The sequence below is a fragment of the Dickeya sp. ws52 genome, assembly GCF_007210685.1.
GTDB lineage: Bacteria > Pseudomonadota > Gammaproteobacteria > Enterobacterales > Enterobacteriaceae > Dickeya > Dickeya chrysanthemi.
In genome coordinates, this window is sequence record NZ_SZVX01000016.1 from 52,367 (window position 1) to 72,332 (window position 19,966).

Annotated in this window: 11 protein-coding genes; 2 read left to right on the forward strand and 9 right to left on the reverse strand. The window is 56.9% G+C overall.

From position 1 onward, the window contains the following. Positions 1–51: 51 nt before the first annotated feature. From FDP13_RS15640 to FDP13_RS15670, 6 genes are all read right to left on the reverse strand, one after another. Positions 52–1,062, reverse strand: a complete 1,011-nt coding sequence (locus FDP13_RS15640) for an alpha/beta hydrolase (RefSeq protein WP_143839855.1) — start codon at positions 1,060–1,062, stop codon at positions 52–54. Positions 1,063–1,131: 69 nt separating this feature from the next. Next, on the reverse strand, positions 1,132–1,557 hold the full coding sequence (locus FDP13_RS15645) for an organic hydroperoxide resistance protein (RefSeq protein ID WP_143839878.1): 426 nt from the start codon (positions 1,555–1,557) through the stop codon (positions 1,132–1,134). A gap of 120 nt (positions 1,558–1,677) precedes the next feature. Beyond that, positions 1,678–2,148 carry a MarR family winged helix-turn-helix transcriptional regulator gene (locus FDP13_RS15650; protein WP_012768174.1) on the reverse strand — a complete coding sequence of 157 codons (471 nt, stop codon included), beginning with the start codon at positions 2,146–2,148 and terminating at the stop codon, positions 1,678–1,680. A gap of 151 nt (positions 2,149–2,299) precedes the next feature. After that, the gene (abgT, locus tag FDP13_RS15655; protein ID WP_143839856.1) at positions 2,300–3,817 is read right to left on the reverse strand and encodes a p-aminobenzoyl-glutamate transporter; all 1,518 of its coding nucleotides are present in this window, start codon (positions 3,815–3,817) and stop codon (positions 2,300–2,302) included. A gap of 520 nt (positions 3,818–4,337) precedes the next feature. Further along, positions 4,338–5,789, reverse strand: coding sequence for a M20 family metallopeptidase (locus tag FDP13_RS15665; protein ID WP_143839857.1), 1,452 nt, complete (start codon positions 5,787–5,789; stop codon positions 4,338–4,340). Further along, positions 5,786–7,117: a M20 family metallo-hydrolase gene (locus FDP13_RS15670; protein WP_143839858.1), complete on the reverse strand. Its 1,332-nt coding sequence runs from the start codon at positions 7,115–7,117 to the stop codon at positions 5,786–5,788. The genes FDP13_RS15665 and FDP13_RS15670 overlap by 4 nt, the downstream gene beginning before the upstream one ends. A gap of 160 nt (positions 7,118–7,277) precedes the next feature. Between FDP13_RS15670 and FDP13_RS15675 the strand changes: the two genes are divergently transcribed. Beyond that, positions 7,278–8,174 carry a LysR family transcriptional regulator gene (locus tag FDP13_RS15675; RefSeq protein WP_012768169.1) on the forward strand — a complete coding sequence of 299 codons (897 nt, stop codon included), beginning with the start codon at positions 7,278–7,280 and terminating at the stop codon, positions 8,172–8,174. A gap of 194 nt (positions 8,175–8,368) precedes the next feature. Here FDP13_RS15675 and FDP13_RS15680 read toward each other — a convergent pair whose 3' ends face one another. After that, positions 8,369–10,039, reverse strand: a complete 1,671-nt coding sequence (locus FDP13_RS15680) for a methyl-accepting chemotaxis protein (RefSeq protein ID WP_143839859.1) — start codon at positions 10,037–10,039, stop codon at positions 8,369–8,371. A 794-nt stretch (positions 10,040–10,833) separates the two neighbouring features. Between FDP13_RS15680 and FDP13_RS15685 the strand changes: the two genes are divergently transcribed. Further along, positions 10,834–12,426: a methyl-accepting chemotaxis protein gene (locus FDP13_RS15685; RefSeq protein WP_143839860.1), complete on the forward strand. Its 1,593-nt coding sequence runs from the start codon at positions 10,834–10,836 to the stop codon at positions 12,424–12,426. 120 nt (positions 12,427–12,546) lie between these two features. Here the strand turns inward: FDP13_RS15685 and FDP13_RS15690 are convergent, their stop codons facing one another. Both FDP13_RS15690 and FDP13_RS15695 read right to left on the reverse strand, forming a co-directional pair. Continuing rightward, positions 12,547–14,055, reverse strand: coding sequence for a TolC family protein (locus FDP13_RS15690; RefSeq protein WP_033576786.1), 1,509 nt, complete (start codon positions 14,053–14,055; stop codon positions 12,547–12,549). Positions 14,056–14,112: 57 nt separating this feature from the next. Next, entirely contained in the window at positions 14,113–19,836 is a 5,724-nt protein-coding gene (locus FDP13_RS15695) for a putative Ig domain-containing protein (RefSeq protein WP_143839861.1), read from the reverse strand. Between the last annotated feature and the right edge of the window lie 130 nt (positions 19,837–19,966).

Below are 19,966 nucleotides of genomic sequence, written 5' to 3' on the forward strand. Positions count from 1 at the left end.
GCCAGTTTACCGGATTCCTGATTCCCCGGCCGACGCCGGGGAGAGGAGAGATTATTTCAGTCGTTCGCGCAGTTCGGTGGACGCCTGCAACAGCGCGGCACGGGTGGCCGGCACATCACTCAGCGCATTCAACAGACCGAAGTCATGGATCATGCCGTTATAACGCGTAACGGTGACATCGACCCCGGCGGCATCCAGCTTACGGCCGTAGGCTTCGCCCTCGTCGCGCAGCACGTCCAGTTCCGCGGTTTGAATCAGTGCCGGCGGCAAGCCTTTCAGCTGCTCGCGGGTGCCCTGCAACGGTGAGGCCAGCACATCGCGGCGCTGCTTGCCGTCGGTGGTGTAGGCATCCCAGAACCATTCCATCATGCTGCGGCTCAGGAAATACCCTTTTTGGAACTGCTGGTAAGACGCGGTGTCAAAGTTGGCGTCGGTCACCGGCCAGAACATCACCTGATAGCGAATACGCGGTGCGCCGGCCTGTTTGGCCTGCTGCGCCACCGCCGCCACCATGTTGCCGCCTACGCTGTTACCTGCCAGCGCCAGCCGTGAGCCGTCAACGCCGATCTCTTTACCGTTCTCCGCTACCCAGCGGGTTGCGGCATACGCCTGACGAATCGCCACCGGATAATGCACCTCCGGCGACCGCGAGTAATCGACGAACACCGCCGCTGCGCCGGACTGTACCACCAGATCTCGCACAAAGCGTTCATGCGTCGGGTAGTCACCCAGGATCCAACCGCCGCCGTGGAAGAACATGAATACCGGCAGCACACCGGTGCTGCCCGCCGGTTTGACGATAATCAGCGGGATCTTCTGGCCGTCGACGGTAATGGTCTTCTGGGTGACGTCGGCCGCCGGCAGGTTCGCGCCCGCCTGCGCCGCGACCAGCACTTCACGCGCTTCGGCCGGCGACAACTGTTCAATCGGTTTACCGCCGCCCGCGTTCAGTTTGCCCAGAAACGTCTGCACGTGACGTTCGGCGTACGGCGCGTTGTTATCCGCTGCGGCGGCATTTCCGGTTACGGCGGCCAGCAAGGCCGCGACAAGGCATTTTTTCATGATGAATGACCCTGGTGTTAAGTGAAAAAAGTATATTTTTTAATTAGTTATGTTTACTTCTTGTCTGACTCAGATAACAGTCAGTGTTATGTCGATGTTGCCGCGTGTCGCGTTGGAGTACGGGCAGACGATATGCGCTTTCTGTACCAGATCTTCCGCTACCGCACGGTCCAGACCCGGTAGCGTAATTTTCAGTTCAACTTCAATGCCGAAGCCGTTCGGAATCGCGCCGATCCCCACGCTGCCATTGATGGTGGTGCCCGCCGGAATCGACACCTTGTCGCGTGCGCCGACGAACTTCAGCGCCCCCAGGAAACAGGCAGAGTAGCCGGCAGCGAACAGTTGCTCCGGGTTGGTGCCTTCACCGCCGGCACCGCCCAGCTCGCGCGGGGTGGTCAATTTGACATCCAATTGCTGATCGGAAGAGACCGCACGTCCGTCACGACCGCCGGTCGCCTGGGCATGAGCAACGTAGAGAACTTTTTCAATAGACATCATGTGACTCCTTTGAGTGGATTACGTGGTGATTTAAATCGTTAAAAATTAAATAGCACACTACTTAATTGATTATAAAAAAACGCGGCCGGCAAGCACGCGTTACATCATACCGACTCATCAAATATGTCTGATGAGGCTGGCGCGCAGCGTTTCCAGATCGTGCTTGATGGCACGTAACTGCTCAATATTACATTCCGATGCACAGAACACGCCTTCCGGCACCGCTTTCGCTTTATCCTGCAAACCACGCCCGTCATCGGTCAGCTCAATCAGTACCTGACGTTCATCTTCCGTACCGCGACGACGCGTCACCAGCCCTGCGGTTTGCAGGCGCTTGAGCAGCGGCGTCAGGGTGGCGGAATCCAGAAACAGGCGCTCGCCCAGCTCAGATACCGTTATCCCATCGCGTTCCCACAACACCAGCATCACCAGATACTGGGGATAAGTGAGGTTCAGCTCAGTCAACAAACGGCGATACAGTTTGTTCATCGCCAGATTCGCCGAGTAGAGTGCGAAACAGAGTTGACCATCCAGTTGGAAAGCGTCATCACTCAGTGTCGGTTGGGTGTTGGTATCTTTTCTGTTCATGGTCGCCACTCTACATCGTTCAAAATTAAATAGCAAACGATTTAGATTAAAAAATAACAAAAAAAGAGCAGAAAAAACTAATGCATTGATAATAAATAAAAACCGGCGAGTAACATCGCCGGCTTTCAATCAACGCCACGCCGTATGACGACTATAAATGCGGATAAACCCCCGGCCCGATTGGCAGCCCCAGCAGATACCACGCCAGCAGCAATACCAGCCAGACGGTAAAAAACACCAGCGGATACGGCAGTACCAGCGAGTAATACGTGCCCAGTTGCGCCTCTTTGTGATAACGCTGCAAAAAGCCAAGAAAGAGTGGAACGAACGGCGATACCGGCGCCAGCGGGATCACCGAGGAATCCGCCACCCGAAACACAATCTGAGCAAACGCCGGATGAAAGCCCAGCAACATAAACATCGGCACGAAGATCGGCGCCAAAATCGACCAGATAGCCGAACCGCTGGCAATGAACATACACAGAAACGCCGACAGGAAGATCAGCCCGACAAACGCCGGAATGCCGGTCATCCCCAGCGACTCCAGCAAGTCGGTCAGCCCGATGGCGATAAACTTGCCCATGTTGCTCCAGTTGAAGAACGCCACGAACTGCGACAGCGGAAATACCATGACGATAAAACCGGCCATGCCTTTCATCGGATCCACCATCAGCTGCGGCAGGTCATTCTGGGACTTAATCTGACCGGTAACCACACCGTAAGGAATCGACACCACAAAGAAAAACGCAATGATCAGCGGTACGATGCCCTGAATGAACGGCGACGGCATAACGGTATGCTTGACCGGATCGCGCAGCGGCCCCCACTCCGGCACCACCAGCAGCGCCACGATAGCAATGAACACCAGCGCGGCGATGCCGCTGGCGCGCAGGCCGCGGTTCTGTTCCGGCGTCAACCGGGACAGGTTTTCGTTACGCTCGCCCTGATACGGCGGCAGACGCGGCTCGATGAATTTGTCCGTCAGCAACGCGCCGGCGATGGTCAGCACAAATACCGAGGCCGCCATAAAAAACCAGTTATCAATGACGCTGACATGTACCGCCGGGTTAATCACCTTGGCCGATTCGGTACTCAACCCCGACAACAGCACATCGGTAGTCACAATCAACAGATTAGCGGTAAAACCGGAGCCGACGCCGGCAATCGCCGCCAGCAGACCAGCCACCGGATGACGGCCGACCGCCAGAAAAATCAGCGCGCCCAGCGGCGGCATCACCACCAGCGCGGCATCCGACGAAATGTGGCTGAAAAAGGCGATAAACAGCACCATGTAGCTGGCATAACGGGCGCTGACCCGCGAGGCCATTTTGTACATCAGCGTTTGCAACAGGCCGACGCGCTCCGCCAGCCCGGCACCCAGCACCAGCGCCAGAATGGCGCCCAGCGGAGTAAAGGCACTGAAGTTCTTGATGACGTTGGGCAATATCCATTGCAACCCTTCCACGCTGAGCAGGTTTTTTACCCGCACCACTTCACCGTTGGCCGGGTTGGTGGCGGTAATGCCAAACCAGGAAAACAGCGCGCTGGCCGCCATCAGCACGGCAATCAGATAGACAAACAACAGAAATGGATTGGGAATTTTGTTCCCCACCCGCTCTACCCACTGAAATAGTCCGCCCGGCTGACGGCTTTCCGCTGTCACACTCATGTTTTTCCCCTCTGTACTGAATTTTTATCTGGTTGTGTTGTTGTGATTCGTGTTATCGCCTTTCGGGCGACGGCGCGATGGCTTCTCTCACTGGCGAACTCATGTCAGAACAGTGGAAAATTTCGTGCGTGATAGCGTCGGTTGCCCCTTTGCAACCTTATCGCACGCCCGACAAGGAGAGGCTCAAACGCCGCCTCTCCTTGACCACTGGCTGGGGGCTAAACTGTGCCGCTTCGCGGTGCCTTCTGCGTTCGCCTTCGCTGTTCGGGTCGCTCGTGACGCGTTCCCGACGCGACACGAGCTTTCGCAGCCTCCATGCTGCTCACCCGGCGAAGTCGCTCGCCTCAGCACAGTTTTTGACGCCGAAAAAAACCGCCACCTCGCAATTAAGGGAGTTGTCAGCAATATCGCCCTTTCTCCCATCCGTTTTTTGGCGCATCCGGCCCGGCTCGGTGTTGCGGGAACGACGCAACGAAGAGCCAGCCATTGCCGGATCGGAAAGCAACAAAAACCGGTTAGATCAATGCGCTAAGGGTGATGGCCGGATACCGGCCGGGATCGGGCAGCGGTAAGGCGTTTCCTGACGTTGCTGTTGCCATTCCTGCCGGCTGGCCTGCAATAGTGCGCTATCGGTAAACAGCGCCAGCGCGGTGGCCGACATCACTTTCGCCGCCAGCAGCATCCCCTTATGCGCTAGCGAGGTACGCCCCTGCGACACCGCTTGCCAGGTATGCAGCGGCGTACCCAGTGCATAGCAGGGACTGAAACACTGGGCGGTCGGCACCAGCCAGCTCACATCCCCGACGTCGGTGGAGCCGGAAAGCACGGCCTCGGTCGGTGCATAGGGCGCAACCTGAGTCGTCAGCGCATGGCCTTTCAGCGAGCGGCTGAACGCCTGACCGGCCGCACCGCCGGTACGGGCGAGGGTCGCCAGATTGCTGGCGATGTCTTCGGCGCTCAGCGTCCGCACGATGTCGGCGGCGTAATCCTGCTCCTGCGCGCTGTACGCCGGCACGCCGAACGCCTGCACGAAGCCGTACATCGCCTGTTCCAGCGTCCGGTTGGGGACATAGTTGGAACAAGCCTTGTCGAAACGCACCGTCAGGGTGGTGTCGGTCATCAGCGCCGCGCCGCGGGCGATATTCACTACCCGCTCATAGATGGCCTGCGCCTGGTCGATCTGCGGCGCACGCACCAGATACAGCACTTCGGCGTCTGCCTGCACCACGTTGGGCGAATGACCGCCGGTGTCGGTCACGGCGTAATGCAGTCGGGCTTCAGGAATGATGTGTTCACGCAGGAAATTGGCGCCGGTGTTCATCAGCGTTACCGCATCCAGCGCGCTGCGCCCCAGATGCGGTGCCGCCGCCGCGTGCGCCGCCACCCCTTTGAAACGGAATGCGGCCTGAATATTGGCCAGCGTCGGCGTGCAGAACATGCCGCTGAAGGTTTCCGGATGCCAGGTCAGCGCAGCGTCCACGTCGTCAAACACGCCTTCACGCGCCATAAAGGTTTTGCCGGAACCGCCCTCTTCCCCCGGACAGCCATAAAAGCGAAGAGTCCCGACCTGCGGATGTTGTTCCAGCCAGGCTTTCACTGCCAATACACCGCCAAAGCCAGCGGTGCCGAGCAAATTATGACCACAACCGTGACCGTTGCCGCCTGCCGCCAGCGGCGTCGGTACTGCGCAACCGGCCTGCTGGCTCAACCCGGCCAGCGCGTCAAACTCGCCCAACAGCGCCACCACCGGCCGGCCGCCGCCGAAGCTGGCGACAAACGCGGTGTCGATGCCGGCAACGCCGCGCTGCACGCTGAAGCCTTCCGCTTCCAGCGCGCCGGCCAGCCGTTCGGCCGAGTAGTGCTCGGTAAACCGGGTTTCCGGGTGGTCCCAGATATCATCGGCGATGGCGACCAACTGTTGCTCGCGGGCGGCCAGTATGTCGTTAACAAATTCGACGATCGTCTGGGTCATGACGCCGCCCCAAACGTGCGGATATTGAGCGCCAGCAGCGCCAGCGTTTTCACCGCCACCGCCATCACGCTTTCGTCAAAATCGAATTTCTCGTTGTGATGACCGGCGCTGAGTTCGGTGCCGAACACCGCGTAAGAAGCCAGGCCGCCGTGCGCTTTTACCCGCTCCATCAGGTAGGTGGCGTCTTCCGAGCCCGCCGCGCCGTCTTTACGGTCGATAATGTGGGTTAGCTCGCCGACCAACCCGGCCTGACGGTGAATAAACGCCACCCATTCCGGGCTGGGCTGGCTGCACTGGGCGGCCCCCATCAGCGCCACATCCACCTCGACGCCGTGCATCAGCGCAGCCCCTTCGATCACCTTCAACGCCTGTTGATAGATAAATTCGTTAACCTCGTTGGTGGCGCCGCGGGTTTCTACTTTCATGGTGGCGTGCGACGGCACCACATTGCGCCCGGTGCCGGCCTGCAGCACACCCACGTTGATGCGTGAACTACCGCCGCTGTGGCGTGGAATGGCGTGCAGCCCCAGCGTAGCCTGCGCCGCCGCCAGCAGGGCGTTGCGCCCCTCTTCCGGTCGGCCGCCGGCGTGAGACGCCACGCCGCGGTAGCTGACGTCCAGCTTAGTGGTCGCCATAAACGTGTCGTTGCCGCACACCAGATGGCCGTTCGGAATGCCGGTGCCGATGTGAATGGCGGTGAAATAATCCACGTCATCCACCACGCCGGCTTCCGCCATCGACTTACCGCCGCGGGTGCCCTCTTCCGCTGGTTGGAACAAAATCTTGATGGTGCCGCACAGTTGATCGCGCATCGCCATCAACACCTGCGCCAGCCCCAGGCCGATAGTGGTATGGCCGTCATGGCCGCAGGCGTGCATCATGCCGTTATTGCAAGACGCAAACCCATCGCGGAAGGGGCGGTGATCGTCCGCCAGTTGTTCGTTCAGATCGAGCGCGTCCATATCAACGCGATAGCCGATAACCGGGCCGGGACGCCCGGTGTCCAGCGTCGCCACGATGCCGGTAAAACCGCCGGAGAAATAGGGCAACCACTGCGGCAGCGCGCCCTGCGCCAGCGCTCGCTGTTCCTGCGCCTGCAATACCTCGTCCGGCGGCAACCCCATGCGGGCGTCGGCGTTGATCACCTCTCGCCCGAGCTGCAACCGATACCCCATCTGATGCAGCGCCTCGGCAACCCGTGTCGCCGTGCGGAATTCCAGCCAACCGGATTCCGCATATTTATGCAAATCGCGGCGGGTTTCCCGCAACCACGGAATAAGTTGTGCTACGCGTTGTGATAAATCGGAATAAAGAGCATCTGAGTGCATAAGCCTGTTTTCTCTGGTGGTGTCCTGAACGATGACGTTCGCATCACGCGCCGTCATGCAACTGAAAAAAATGTACACAAACCCACCAGAGTGAATAAGATGTCAGGATCTTTGGCGTGATAAATCGTAGTTATCACCCAAACAGAGCCAGGAGAACGCGATGAGCCAGAACGTGAAGCTGCATCAGTTGCAATCATTCGTCGAAGTGGCGCGCCACGGCAGCATCCGGGCTGCGTCACGCCAGCTCAACCTGTCGCAGCCGGCGCTGACCAAATCCATTCAGGAACTGGAAGCCTGTCTGGGCGCACGCCTGTTTCTGCGCCACCGTCAGGGCATGGTGTTGACCGACTGCGGCGAAGCCTATTTCCGCCACGCCAGTCTGATCATGGAAGAGTTGCGCGTCGCCCGCGAAGATATTCAGCAACGGCTCGGACAAGCCAGCGGGCGGGTTAATATCGGTGTCGGCGCCAGCGTCGCCCACACGGTAATGCCGGAGGTAGTCAGCCGATTTCATCGGCTGTACCCGCAAGTCAAACTGCGGATCACCGAAGGACAACTGGTGGCGATGATCCACGAGTTGCGGCAAGGAGAGCTGGATTTTACCGTTAATACCTATTCCGGTTCAGCCTATGATAACGAACTGTTATATGAAAAACTGATGGAAAAGGAGTACTGCGTGGTGGTGCGGCGCGATCACCCGATTCAGCAAGCGCGTTCGCTGGAGGATTTACTGGACTACGAGTGGACCATGCCCACGCCACGTGGCAGTTACTATAAGCAACTGTTTGATCTCTTTGCCACGTTACCGACGACACCGCGTATCAGCGTCACCTGCGAAACGCTGATGTCGAGCGTCAGTCTGGTCGCCAAAACCGACTTCATCAGTATTCTGTCACGGGATGTCATCCGCGACCCGATTCTCGGTGAACGTCTGCGGGTACTGGAACTGGAGCAACCGCTGCCCAAAGCCACCTTCTATCTGATTCAGCGCAAAGACACCATGCTGTCGCCGATGGGTACTCAACTCGCCAAGCTGTTTCGCCTGTATTGCCAGTAGTACGGCTGTATCGTCAGTAGCACGGCGACGTGTGATGACCATCATCGCCGCTCATACGCGATACGTTCGGTTTCGGTTGCACGGCCTATTAATTGCGATAAAAAACATGCCGATAAAAAACGGGCGCGGCCACCCATTCGTCGCCGCGCCCGTCAGGTCGATCTCGATTCGCCTCGCGTCCGACGCGGCAAGGATCAGAACGATGTCCAGTCGTCGCCGGATTTCTGCGGTGCTGATGCCGTGTTCAGATTCGTCAGCGCCGCCACCTTGCCGGCCGGTTTGTGCACCCGACGCGCCGCCGATGCATCGGCTACGCCGGGCAGTCTGAACACCGCGACAATCTCGTTCAGGTGGTGAGCCTGCTCTTCCAACGAGGCGGACGTCGCCGAAGACTGTTCAACCAACGCCGCGTTCTGCTGCGTTACGCTGTCCATTTGCGTGATGGCCGTTCCCACCTGAGAAATCCCTTTGCTTTGCTCGCTGGATGCCGACGCGATTTCCCCCATGATATCCGTCACATTGGTGACCGACTTCAGGATATCTTCCATCGACTTGCTGGCCAGCGACACCTGCTCGTAACCATTTTTGACATTGTCTACCGACTCGTCGATCAGGGTTTTGATTTCTTTCGCCGCCTGCGCGCTACGCTGCGCCAGACTTCTGACCTCGCTCGCCACCACCGCAAACCCTCGCCCGGCTTCGCCGGCACGCGCCGCTTCGACCGCCGCATTCAATGCCAGGATATTGGTCTGGAAGGCAATACCGTCAATCACGTTGATGATGTCGGCGATTTTCTGCGAGCTTTGGGTAATATTTTGCATACTGTGACTGACCGCCTGCACCACGCCGCCGCCGTTATTGGCGGCGGTGGAGGCATCCTTAGCCAACACGCTGGCCTGTTGAGCGTTATCGGCGTTTTGTTTCACCACCGCGCTCAATTGTTCCATGCTGGCGGCGGTTTCACTCAACGCGGCGGCCTGCTCTTCGGTGCGTGAGGATAAGTCGCTATTTCCCGCAGCGATTTCGCTGCTGCCATGATAAATCTCACTGGCGCTTCGGCGAATCTCGGCGACTGTTTTTATCCAGTTATTCTGCATGGTGTGAACGAATGGAATGAGTTGCCCCACTTCATTGCGCCCCATATCATCGACAGAGGTATCCAATTGCCCATTCGACAGAATTTGCAAATGCGCTTTCACTTGCTCCAGCGGACGCCCCATATGAATAGCCAGATAACGGTCGGTTAATAACACCACACCTAAACCGATAATCATGGCGACGATCAGCGTCACCTTACACCAGTACACCCAGGCTGAAATACGCCCCTGCGCTTCCGTTTTCAGATTTTTAATAATCTGATTGTATTCATTGATGGCGGTAGTGAATTTTACCCGTAACGGGTTATATTTCTCCGACATGAGTTTTGCATAGGCATCGTGATTATTCTGCCTGGCCGCGTCCAGCATCGGCACAATGGCTTCGCTGAAGAGCTGGTAAGAGCTGTTATAAATATCATCAATGGATTTCGTGCTGATATTGGCATGGTCAGTCACTTTAAATTGCGCCAACCCACCCTTCAAAAACTCTACATCGCCTGCGGCCTCGTTAAGCAATGCGTGCTCGCGGCTGCTGTTATCTTCGGCAGCCAGCGCTTCATCCATCGTCAATTTAACTTTGTAGTAACGATCACTGGCGCCATTGATAATATCGCCGTTAATTTGCTGCACATTCGTCAGGCCGATTTCGTCCGTCAGGCTGTTGAGCGAATACAAAGAGAAGAAAGAGACGCCGCCCCATAACAAAGTAAATATAATCAGGATAGCTAGCATCATAATCTTAATCCTGATGTTACGAATAATACTCATTTGACACCTCTAAAATGAAAAAATACATCGCTTGTTTTTATAGATTTGTATTGAATAACCATTTTATTTAACACTCCTTGTTTCGAATAGATATTATTCCTCAAATAATTCGAACTACCGAATAACACGTTTCTAACACATACGTGTTACCTCTTCAGGATGAAATCAATGAAATAAGCCGGAAAGGCAGCTAACTCACCGTCAGCATGAAGTGTATCAGGCATACTACACGAGTTATTTAAGATACCGGTTTTTATATCGGCTGTACTTTTCTTTTATTTAATTAATGACCTTAAAATAGCCAAAAGATATATTCATAATAAAACCGGTAAGTAAAGTAATAAGAAATATAACCTAAATACTTCACGTTGCAGGAGATAGATTTTCGCCTCGCTCAGCCGACACAAAGCGACATATCGTTTATCACCGCTTCCCCCTGAGCGGAAAGCATCGGTGTATGCCACTCTAATCATCAACCCCGGCCATTGATTCCACTCGCGCAGTACTGCCTCGAGATATGTTTGAATTCACAGTCTGAACACTGCGCGATAGTCGCCGCCGTAGCCCCCTTCAGAAAGGCCAGCCCCCAGAAACACGGATGATAGCGAAACACTGTCTGACCTACATCAACAACCCTTTGTTATAAAAGCATTAGTCTGTTCACCCTATCGGGCAGGTACGCCGCGTCTGATGAAAACACAGTCACTGCCTTACCGATATTGGTTTCCTATCTGCAAGACAGCAGGCACGATAACGGCGGGCAGGGAAAATCGGAAGTTCAAAGGAGATAGGGGATGTTAGAAAAAATCAAAATAAAAAATGGGCTTTACTGTGTTATCGCTGTATTTGTGCTGCTATTGCTGGCTGTGTGTACGTTCAGTCTGTATTCCTCGATACAAAGCAATCAATCTATTCGCAAAGTGAATGGCATTGAGGGCGAGCAGCTCGTCCCCCTTTATTCCGCTTACTCGGAAATGCTGAACGCCAGGCTGGCCGGCATCAACGTGGCGCTGGCCATTGAAGATAAAAAAGACGACGCCACGATTCAGGCGGGCCTGGAACGACTCGGCGGTTATATCGCTGCGGCCAACAACACGATGGCGGAGCTGCGTCGCGTTCAGGCGCAGACGGCGGAAGGGCAGGCGCTGCGAAACGACATCGATGCCGTATTTAACGATTATATGAACAATGCCGTCGCGCCGATGCAGGCTTCACTGCGCGACCGAAACATTGACCGCTTCTATACGACGCTGGTGCCGATTGCACTGGAAAAAGGCGCGGTTTTCCGCGAGAAGCTGGCGCGGTTCGTGACCTTAGCCAAAGGTATCGGGAATGAAGAGATCGCCAAGGCGGATAACTTCTATCAACATACCCTCACAATCCTGATCGCTACGCTTATCGTGGTGATTCTGCTCAGCCTGTTCACCCTGAAGTTCGTCCGCACCGTGGTACTGAGCCCGATGCAAAAAGTCAGAACCTATTTCGGCATGATGGAGCAAGGCGTCCTGACGCTGGATATTCCTCCTCAGCACAATACCGAGATGGGAGCGCTGATGCTTTCGCTCAAAGATATGCAGCAGGCATTTCGCAAAATCGTACTGGATGTGCGAGAGTCGGCCAGCTCCGTCGCCGCGGGTGCCGAGCAGATTTCCGCCGCCAACCGGGATTTCGCCGCCCGTACCGAAGCGCAAGCCTCCTCCGTCGAGCAAACGGCCGCCAGCATGGAGCAAATCACCGCTTCCGTGCAGGAAAACACCGCCAACACCAGTAAAGCCATGACGCTGACCAGCTCGGTGGCGACGCTGGCGGAAAAAAATTCCAGCAACTTTAGCCAGATGATCGAGCGTATTCAGCATATCGCCGACAGTTCCAACAAGATCAACGATATTATCAGCATCATGGATGGCATCGCCTTCCAGACCAACATTCTGGCGCTGAATGCCGCAGTAGAAGCCGCTCGTGCCGGTGAAGCCGGTAAAGGCTTTGCCGTTGTCGCCTCGGAAGTGCGCAGCCTGGCGCAGCGCAGCGCCGGCTCGGCAAGAGAAATCAAAGAGTTGATCGAAAAAACCGCCGATGAAATCGCTCATGGCGAAAAAGTGGCGTCGCTCTCCACGCAGGATATGGCACAACTGATGGATGAGATTAAACGCGTGAATGAATTTATGGCGGATATCTCGATGGCGTCATCAGAACAAGCTAAAGGCATCGAGCAGGTTAATACGGCGATCACGCTGCTGGAACAATCGTCTCAGCAAAATGCGGCGTTGGTCGAAGAATCCGCCTCCGCCAGCGCCTCATTGCATGAACAGGCAAGAAATCTGGACGACACCATGACCTTTTTCAACCTGAACGACAATCCCCCGGTGACCATAGCCGCGCTGCGTTGAGGTTTTCAGGCTGGAATCCACCCCGTTACGCCGTTCATCCTGCCATTACCCGCAGGCAGGATGAACACTCGCGGTTTCTCCGGTGCCTGCGCCACAGACACCGGAAATAGCCTCAGAGCATCAGAATGATTGCAATGCGCCTATCTTACCTTGTTGCCAGTTCGCTTCCGACTGACGTAACGCCTGACTGATATCCGCCAGACGGTCGGACGGCAGCGTTTTCGGCAATAAATCCAGCCCGACGGTCGAGAGGATTTGGCCGTAGCTATTACGCAGTTCCGCGTAAGCCAGATCCTGACGCAGATTGGCGTTCAGGGCATTCAGTTCCCCCTGAATCAGTTGCAATTCACCAATGCTGTTCGCCTGATAACGGTTTCTCAGTTGCTCGGCAATCTGGCCGTCAAGGGAGCGCAGCTCGGCACTGGTTTTATACTGACGCACCGCTTCATTGAAGTTGGCCCGGGCGATGTACAGTTGCGCCATGATCGCCAGCGACATCGCCTGACGCTGCACTTCCGATACGCTTTCATTCACTTGCGCGGTTTTATACGCCGTCGGCCCTGACAACAGGTTGAACAGGTTCCAGGTCACTTTGACGCCGACATCCGCCCAACTTTGATTCGCCATGAAGGAGTTGCTGTCGTAATGGCCGCCTGCGCTCACCTCCAGCCCCGGCAACATACGCAGCAATGACTTGCGGGTTTCAGCGGCATGAATACGCACCTGATAATCCTGCTCCTTCAGTTCCGGACGGCTGAGCAGCGCCGTCTGTTCCAGCGTACCGAAATCGACGTTTAACTGCGGCACCGCCATCTCGCGGCTGTCCGGCTGGGCCAGCGTATAGGGGGTATCCAACGGCAGGTTCATCAAGGTCGCCAGTTCGGTCTTCGCCAGCGATAGCGCCCGGCGCTGCTCTTCCAACTGGCGCACCGCATCAATCAACGCGCGGCGATAACTCAGCGCTTCGATCGGATCGCCTACCTGCTGCTTACTCATGTGTTCGCTGGCTTCACGCGCCTGATTCACCCGGTCAATCAGGCTATCAATCCGCCCCAGCAGGCGCTCCGCCGCCACCGCCCGCCAGTACGCCGAGCGCACATCCTGAATGATGGTGTGGACGACCTTGCGTTTGCGTTCATCGGCTATCCAGCGCTGGTCGGCTTTTTGCTTAGCGTTGACATAGCTGACGCCGAAATCCAGCACGTTCCAGACCATCGTCAGGTCGGCAACGTCACGGTTTTGATCCAGCGAGGTAGAGGGCTCCAGTGATTGTCTGCCGGTTTGAATACTGCGGCTGCTGGACGCGCTGGTGTTGCTGCGCCCGACATAGCCTGCCGACATCGCCATCTGGGGCAGCATGTCATAGCGCGCCAGCTCCAGTTGCTGTTGCGACAACGCCTGCTCCATCACTTTCAGCCGGGCTTCCAGGTTGTATTTGAGTGCTCGCGCCATCGCATCGTACAGCGTAATCGGCGCCGTCACCGGCTCCTGCTGGCTGAACATGGCGACTTTATCTTGCTGAATACGCTGCTCGCTTTGCTGTTTCGATATTGGCTGGCTGGTAACGGCACAACCACTCATTGCCACCACAATCAGGCTGAGACTGAACAGTTTCCGACCCTTTAACACGATTCCACTCCTGACCCTTGTTGTTATTGTCATAAACACCGTTCCCCGAGGCTCTGTTTACCCTTGTTGTCTATCGCGGGTGATCCGGCCGATATCATTCAACGCCTGCTCCATCGCCGCCAGCCGCTGCTGTGTATCATCCCCAATATGTTGTAGCTGCTGTTCCAGATCCGGTGCGAATTGCATCGCGCCCAGGCCGGTAGTTAACTGGCTGATAGTTAACCGGCTGGTATTGGCATTCGCACCGTTTGTGTTGATGTCGCGCCAACTGCCGCCGGAGAACACCGCCATCGGCGACAAAGAAGGCAGAGTGATGCCCGAAAACAGCCCCGCCAGTGAAGAACTGCCGCCCAACGCGCCACCGGTGTTAAAGCTTGGGAATGACCCCAGCGAACTGTCAAACAGACTGGCGCCGCCGGAAACGACACCCTGCACAAAAGCGCCGGCTATCTGGCTGACCGGTGCGCCATTATTGACTTGTGGCGCACGTTGGGCAGCCTGAAAGATGGTTGACGCCGCCGTTGCGTTATCTGCGGTGGCGCCGGTATTCATCGCGCCGAGCGATGTAGATGAGAACAACGCCCCTAAGGTCACCGGCGCCGCCGGCGCCACCGTCACCACCGGCACGGGCGTAGCCGTCGGCTGCACGCTCGTGCCGCCATTGATCCTGAATTCCGGATCGCCGCCGTCCACTGTACCGGCGGCCACGACCAACCCGAAGGTGGTGCTGACCGATACGTTGCCGCCATCGGTCGCCGTCACCCGGATGGTCAGGTTACCCACATCGCCGTTGCCCGGCGTGCCCGAGAAGGTGCGGGTTGACGGGTTAAAACTTAGCCAGCCCGGCAGCGCCGAGCCATCCGCCTGGGTGGCGCTCAGCGTCAGCGTGTCGCCGCTATCCGGGTCGGTAAAGGTGCCGGCCGGTACGGTAAAGCTGAAACCGCCGTTCTGTGCCACCGTCTGCGCAGCCAGCGAACCGGATACCACCGGCGCATCATTAACGTTGGTGACGTTCAACCCGAAGGTGGTGCTGACCGAGGCGTTACTGCCGTCGGTCGCCGTCACCCGGATGGTCAGGTTACCCACATCGCCGTTGCCCGGCGTGCCCGAGAAGGTGCGGGTTGACGGGTTAAAACTTAGCCAGCCCGGCAGCGCCGAACCATCCGCCTGTGTCGCGCTCAGCGTCAACGTGTCGCCGGTATCCGGGTCGGTAAAGGTGCCGGCCGGCACGGTAAAGCTGAAACCGCCGTTCTGCGCAATAGCCTGATCCGCCACCGGTACGGAAACGACTGGAGGAAGATTACTGTTATTCACCGTCAGCCCAAAGGTGGTGCTGACCGACGCATTACTGCCGTCGGTCGCCGTCACCCGGATGGTCAGGTTGCCCACATCGTTGCTGCCCGGCGTACCCGAGAAGGTGCGGGTTGACGGGTTAAAACTCAGCCAGGTCGGCAGCGGCGAACCATCCGACTGGGTAGCGCTCAGCGTCAACGTGTCGCCACTATCCACATCGACAAAAGTACCGCCAGGTACGGTGAAACTGAACGCCGTGTCTTTGGTGGCGCTTTGGAGACTGACCGGGCTCCCCACGGTCGGGGCGTCATTCACGCTGGTTACCACCAACGATGCCTGTGCATTATTGGTGGAGAACGCACTGCTGCCGCCAGTCGTCGAGGTATCCGCCAGGCCCTTGCTGGCACCCGCAGTGGCAGTACCGCTGGTTTGATCCCAGGCTCTGAAACCCAGCGTTGCGGTTTCGCCATTGGCGCTGTCCGGCACATAGCGAACCTGTGCCGTCGAGCTCAACAACAGTGCCGATGAGCCGGATACCGTTCCGATAGAAAACCAGTTGGCCCCGCTGTCGGTGGAGTATTGCCAGCCGCCGTTCCCTGCCGTCGCCGTAATCGCAATGCCGCTGGATGCTCCGCTGTCCACATCGCCATAGCCCGCGTTGCTGAGCAACGACGATACCGTAGTAGCGGACGACGTCACGTCTTCCGTCGTTGATGTCAGGGTGACCGTCACGCCGTTGGATAACGTTGGCGCATCGTTAACCGGCGTTACATTGAGGGTCATCGTCCCGGTATTGCCGGACAACGCCGTACCATCGCTGACTTTCCAGGTAAAGGCGGCATAGCCCGCGCCGTTGGCATTCGCGGTCGGGCGGAAGGTCAGCTTGCCGATATCGGCCGCGCTGACCACCGCCCCGTTGCCCAGTAAGGTATCGCCGCCGCCACGCACTCCGTCGCTGTTGGCGTCAATAAACAATTCACCGGCGCTCGGCCCGGTGACGATGGTGATGGATTGCAGCGTATTGCCGCTGTCCACATCGCTGAAACCAAAATCGGCGGCGCTGAAAGTCTGCGCGCTATCCTCATTGAAGGTTTTACTGACCGACGTGTTGCTGATGACCGGCGCGTCGTTGACCGCCGTCACGTTGAGGGTCATCGTCCCCATATTTGCGGACGACGCCGTGCCGTCGCTGACCGTCCAGTTGAAGGTGGCATAACCCGCGCCGTTGGCATTCGCCGCCGGGCGGAAGGTCAATTTGCCGATGTTGGCCGCACTGACCACCGCCCCGTCGCCAAGCAATGTATCGCCGACGCCGCGCACACCGTCGCTGTTGGCGTCAATAAACAGCTCGCCCGCCGTCGGCGCGGTGACGATGGTGATGGATTGCAGCGTGTCGCCGCTATCCACATCGCTGAAACCGAAATCCGAGGCGCTGAAGGTCTGCGCGCTATCCTCATTGAAGGTTTTGCTGACCGACGTGTTGCTGATGACCGGCGCATCGTTGACCGGCGTGATGCTCAGTACCGCCTGATTGCTGCCGCTACTGTTGAGCGAGCCGTCGTTAAAGGTCCAGTTCAGGGTGACGCTGGCCGGTGGATCGTCAGAACTGTTGGCATAGGTCAGGGATTGCAGCACGGTATCTACCATCGCCGAGGTGGCATTGCTATTAAACGTCAGCGTCAGCGTACCGCCCGAATTGGTCGTGACGCTGCCCACGGTCGTACCGTTGTACGTGAAGTTTTGCCCTTGCGTCAGCGCCCCCAGCAGTCCGCTATTGCCGAAGGTATCGACACTGTTCGCCCCACCGTTGCGGGCGATGGTGATCGATGCGCCGTTATAGTTGCCCTGTCCGCTGTTAAGCGCGTCGAGTTCGGTATCGGCGACGGTGACATTATTATCCATCACCACCGCGCTGCCATTTTCGGTATAGGTGGCTCCGCCATTCAGGTTGCTGAATACGGGGGCGGCGTTGGTGGTTGAGGTTATCGACGAACTGTTGATCGCCGTCAGGCCACCTGATGTGGCGCGCAGCGCCAGCGTATTGGCGCTGCCGCTGTTGGTGTACTGGATAATCAGGCCGGTGTAGGTGGCGATACCGCCAGACGGCGTTAATGTCACCGTTGTGCCGCTGGCATCCTGATCGCCGGAAGTAACCGTCAGGCTATTGATCGTACCATCGACGACACTGTCGTTAGGGTCAGTCACCGAGAGCACGATATTAGTGGTGTAATCCTGATCCACTATGCCATTCGCATCAACCGCCTGAACGACCGGTACGGTAGTAAAGTTGGTGCTTTGTCCGTTCTGAATCGTCGTGGGGACGGGCTGGGTGGAAAAAACCAGTCGCGTCGCCACCACATCCGGATTGATCGACGCAGATGTGGCGCTGACTAGGCTACCGGACGCCGCCGTCAGCACGAAGTTAGCATCGGCGTCGCTGGCCGAGGTGTACTTCACACCGCTAAAGGTAGCAATACCGTTTGAGGCGGTCACCTGAGTGGTGCCGGTCAGCGAGCCGCTGCCATTTTCGCTCAGGGTTACCGAGCTATTGAAATCGGTGTCGATATTGCCGCGAGCGTCAACGGCGTACACCACCGGCTGGGTGGTAAAGTTAATGCCGCTGACCACGGAAGTGGACGGCGGCTGGTTATAAACCAGTTGGGTCGCCGCCACATCAATACTGGCGCCGCTACCGCTCGTCACGTTGGCCTGACTGCCGGCAAAAGTGGAACTTCCCGACCCGGTGGTCACGTTGCTGGCATTGATGGACAGTACCACCGTGTGGTGGTCAGTGATGTCGCTACTGCTGATGCTGTCGTTGTAATAGGCTTTGATGGTGTAGGTTTCGCTGCCGCCGTCGGCAATCGACACATTAAGCCCGGAAAACGTGACTCTGCCAGTGCCGCTATTGTACGTACCCACCACGTTAGTGGCATCGGGGCCGCTGAGCAGGAAGGTCATCTGGCTCAATTCTGATGATGTCGCGCTTCCACTGACGTTGGCGTATAACGCGCTGACGGTCGTGGCGGCCCCGTCGGACGTCCCTGGGTCGGCTATCGTAAAATCCAGCAGCGAGGTGGCGCTGCCCGCCGAGGTCGCCGTGGTAGAAAACGTGGTCGCCTCGCTGGCTGCGCCGGCGGTCAGCGTGGAGGTCGAGTCTTGTGACGTGATGGCTCTGACATCATTGATCACCAGATCCTGCATACCGAAGGAAGGGATCGATGAGCCATTACTGGCTTTAATCGTCACCGAGATAACGTCGTTAATCGTCGTTTGGCCATTATTGAATGAGAAGTTTGAAACGATTTGCTCGCTATCTTGTGTAGCAAGAAATGATGCCGTAGCCGTTGAATTATTCGCATATGTCACAATGATCGTGACGGTAGGCGCGACTTCACTGCTCGACTGGGACTCCGCATAGTATTTGAACGAATTAATATCAAAAGTATAACCTGTAACTGAAAGCGTCACCTCCGTCTGATTATTGGGGCTATCAGAATTATAAAGGTAGTCCCTGCCGGAATAGGTCGCATTACCAAAGGCATCGACAGAAGTAAAGGTGAACGTCGCGCTATTCACTACACGAGTGAATGTGGACGATCCGTAGCTAAATTCATTTTCATGGCCGGTATCACCAAAGGTCAGCGTATCTAGCAGGTAACTATAATGGCTGAACAACAAACCATGGCTATCAATGATGCCATCCTTGTTAACAGCCTCTAACGTCCAGTCACCACCAAGCGTTGATGCCCCAGTGGCATCAGTCGACGCGGCCACATCAGCGCCTGTTAAGTCGGCCACTTTAGTAAGAAACTCAGCCCCTGTATTGCTTGCTACATCACACCCGTACAGCAACAGATCCCCATCATTCGTCAAGGCTGAACCCAGCGTCGCCAAATCAGCGGAGCGTGACGCTGCCGTCGTCGTATTTAACGTCAACGTTCCCAGTGAAACCTGCCCTTCACTACCATGACTGATGATATGAATCGCGTCATAGCCGCTGTGGGTTTGCGCCCATGCCGCCATTTGGGTCAGGCCATCTTTGCTGCTGTCCAGCAATACCACATCTGTTCCGGCAGGCACCTGATTGACCAACGTCTGGTAATCCGCCACCGAGGTATCGATGAAAACGACCTCTTTGTGCGTCTGTACAGTCTCGCCCGCGACGGCCACCCTCTCGCCATCGGTAGAGGTGTCTTTAGTAGCAGTGTCTTTGGTGCCGCTGTCCCGGCTGGATGAATCAGTCTGACCGGCGCTGTTCTGTGCGTGGCTGTCGTCGGCGTGCACTGCCGTATCCGTGGTGGCGGTCGTGGTGTTTTGGGCGGAGTTGGTCTGATCCACAGTGGCGGCAATAGCCCCATCAAACAACATGCGAGCTTCCAGCGCATACCCCAACGGCATATCGGCAGTTAGCTCAACAGAACGGGCCGGGTTACTGCGTTTGTTACTGAATAAGTAACGGTTACCGAACAGATGACGCCATCGCATAGAGAACCCCCCGAGATACTGTTCATGTTTCGACAATCACTCCAGAAACCCAAGAAAATCCTTTTTAAACAAAAAGATAACAGCAATCAGGTTACAGGCATTCCTTTCAATTTCATCCTTGCCAATGACG

Coding starts and splice junctions, on each gene's coding strand:
- FDP13_RS15650 (WP_012768174.1), bottom strand. CDS start 2,148: ATGAACAGAAAAGATACCAACACCCAACCGACACTGAGTGATGACGCT.
- abgT (WP_143839856.1), bottom strand. CDS start 3,817: ATGAGTGTGACAGCGGAAAGCCGTCAGCCGGGCGGACTATTTCAGTGG.
- FDP13_RS15680 (WP_143839859.1), bottom strand. CDS start 10,039: ATGAGTATTATTCGTAACATCAGGATTAAGATTATGATGCTAGCTATC.
- FDP13_RS15695 (WP_143839861.1), bottom strand. CDS start 19,836: ATGCGATGGCGTCATCTGTTCGGTAACCGTTACTTATTCAGTAACAAA.
- FDP13_RS15670 (WP_143839858.1), bottom strand. CDS start 7,117: ATGCACTCAGATGCTCTTTATTCCGATTTATCACAACGCGTAGCACAA.
- FDP13_RS15640 (WP_143839855.1), bottom strand. CDS start 1,062: ATGAAAAAATGCCTTGTCGCGGCCTTGCTGGCCGCCGTAACCGGAAAT.
- FDP13_RS15685 (WP_143839860.1), top strand. CDS start 10,834: ATGTTAGAAAAAATCAAAATAAAAAATGGGCTTTACTGTGTTATCGCT.
- FDP13_RS15645 (WP_143839878.1), bottom strand. CDS start 1,557: ATGTCTATTGAAAAAGTTCTCTACGTTGCTCATGCCCAGGCGACCGGC.
- FDP13_RS15675 (WP_012768169.1), top strand. CDS start 7,278: ATGAGCCAGAACGTGAAGCTGCATCAGTTGCAATCATTCGTCGAAGTG.
- FDP13_RS15665 (WP_143839857.1), bottom strand. CDS start 5,789: ATGACCCAGACGATCGTCGAATTTGTTAACGACATACTGGCCGCCCGC.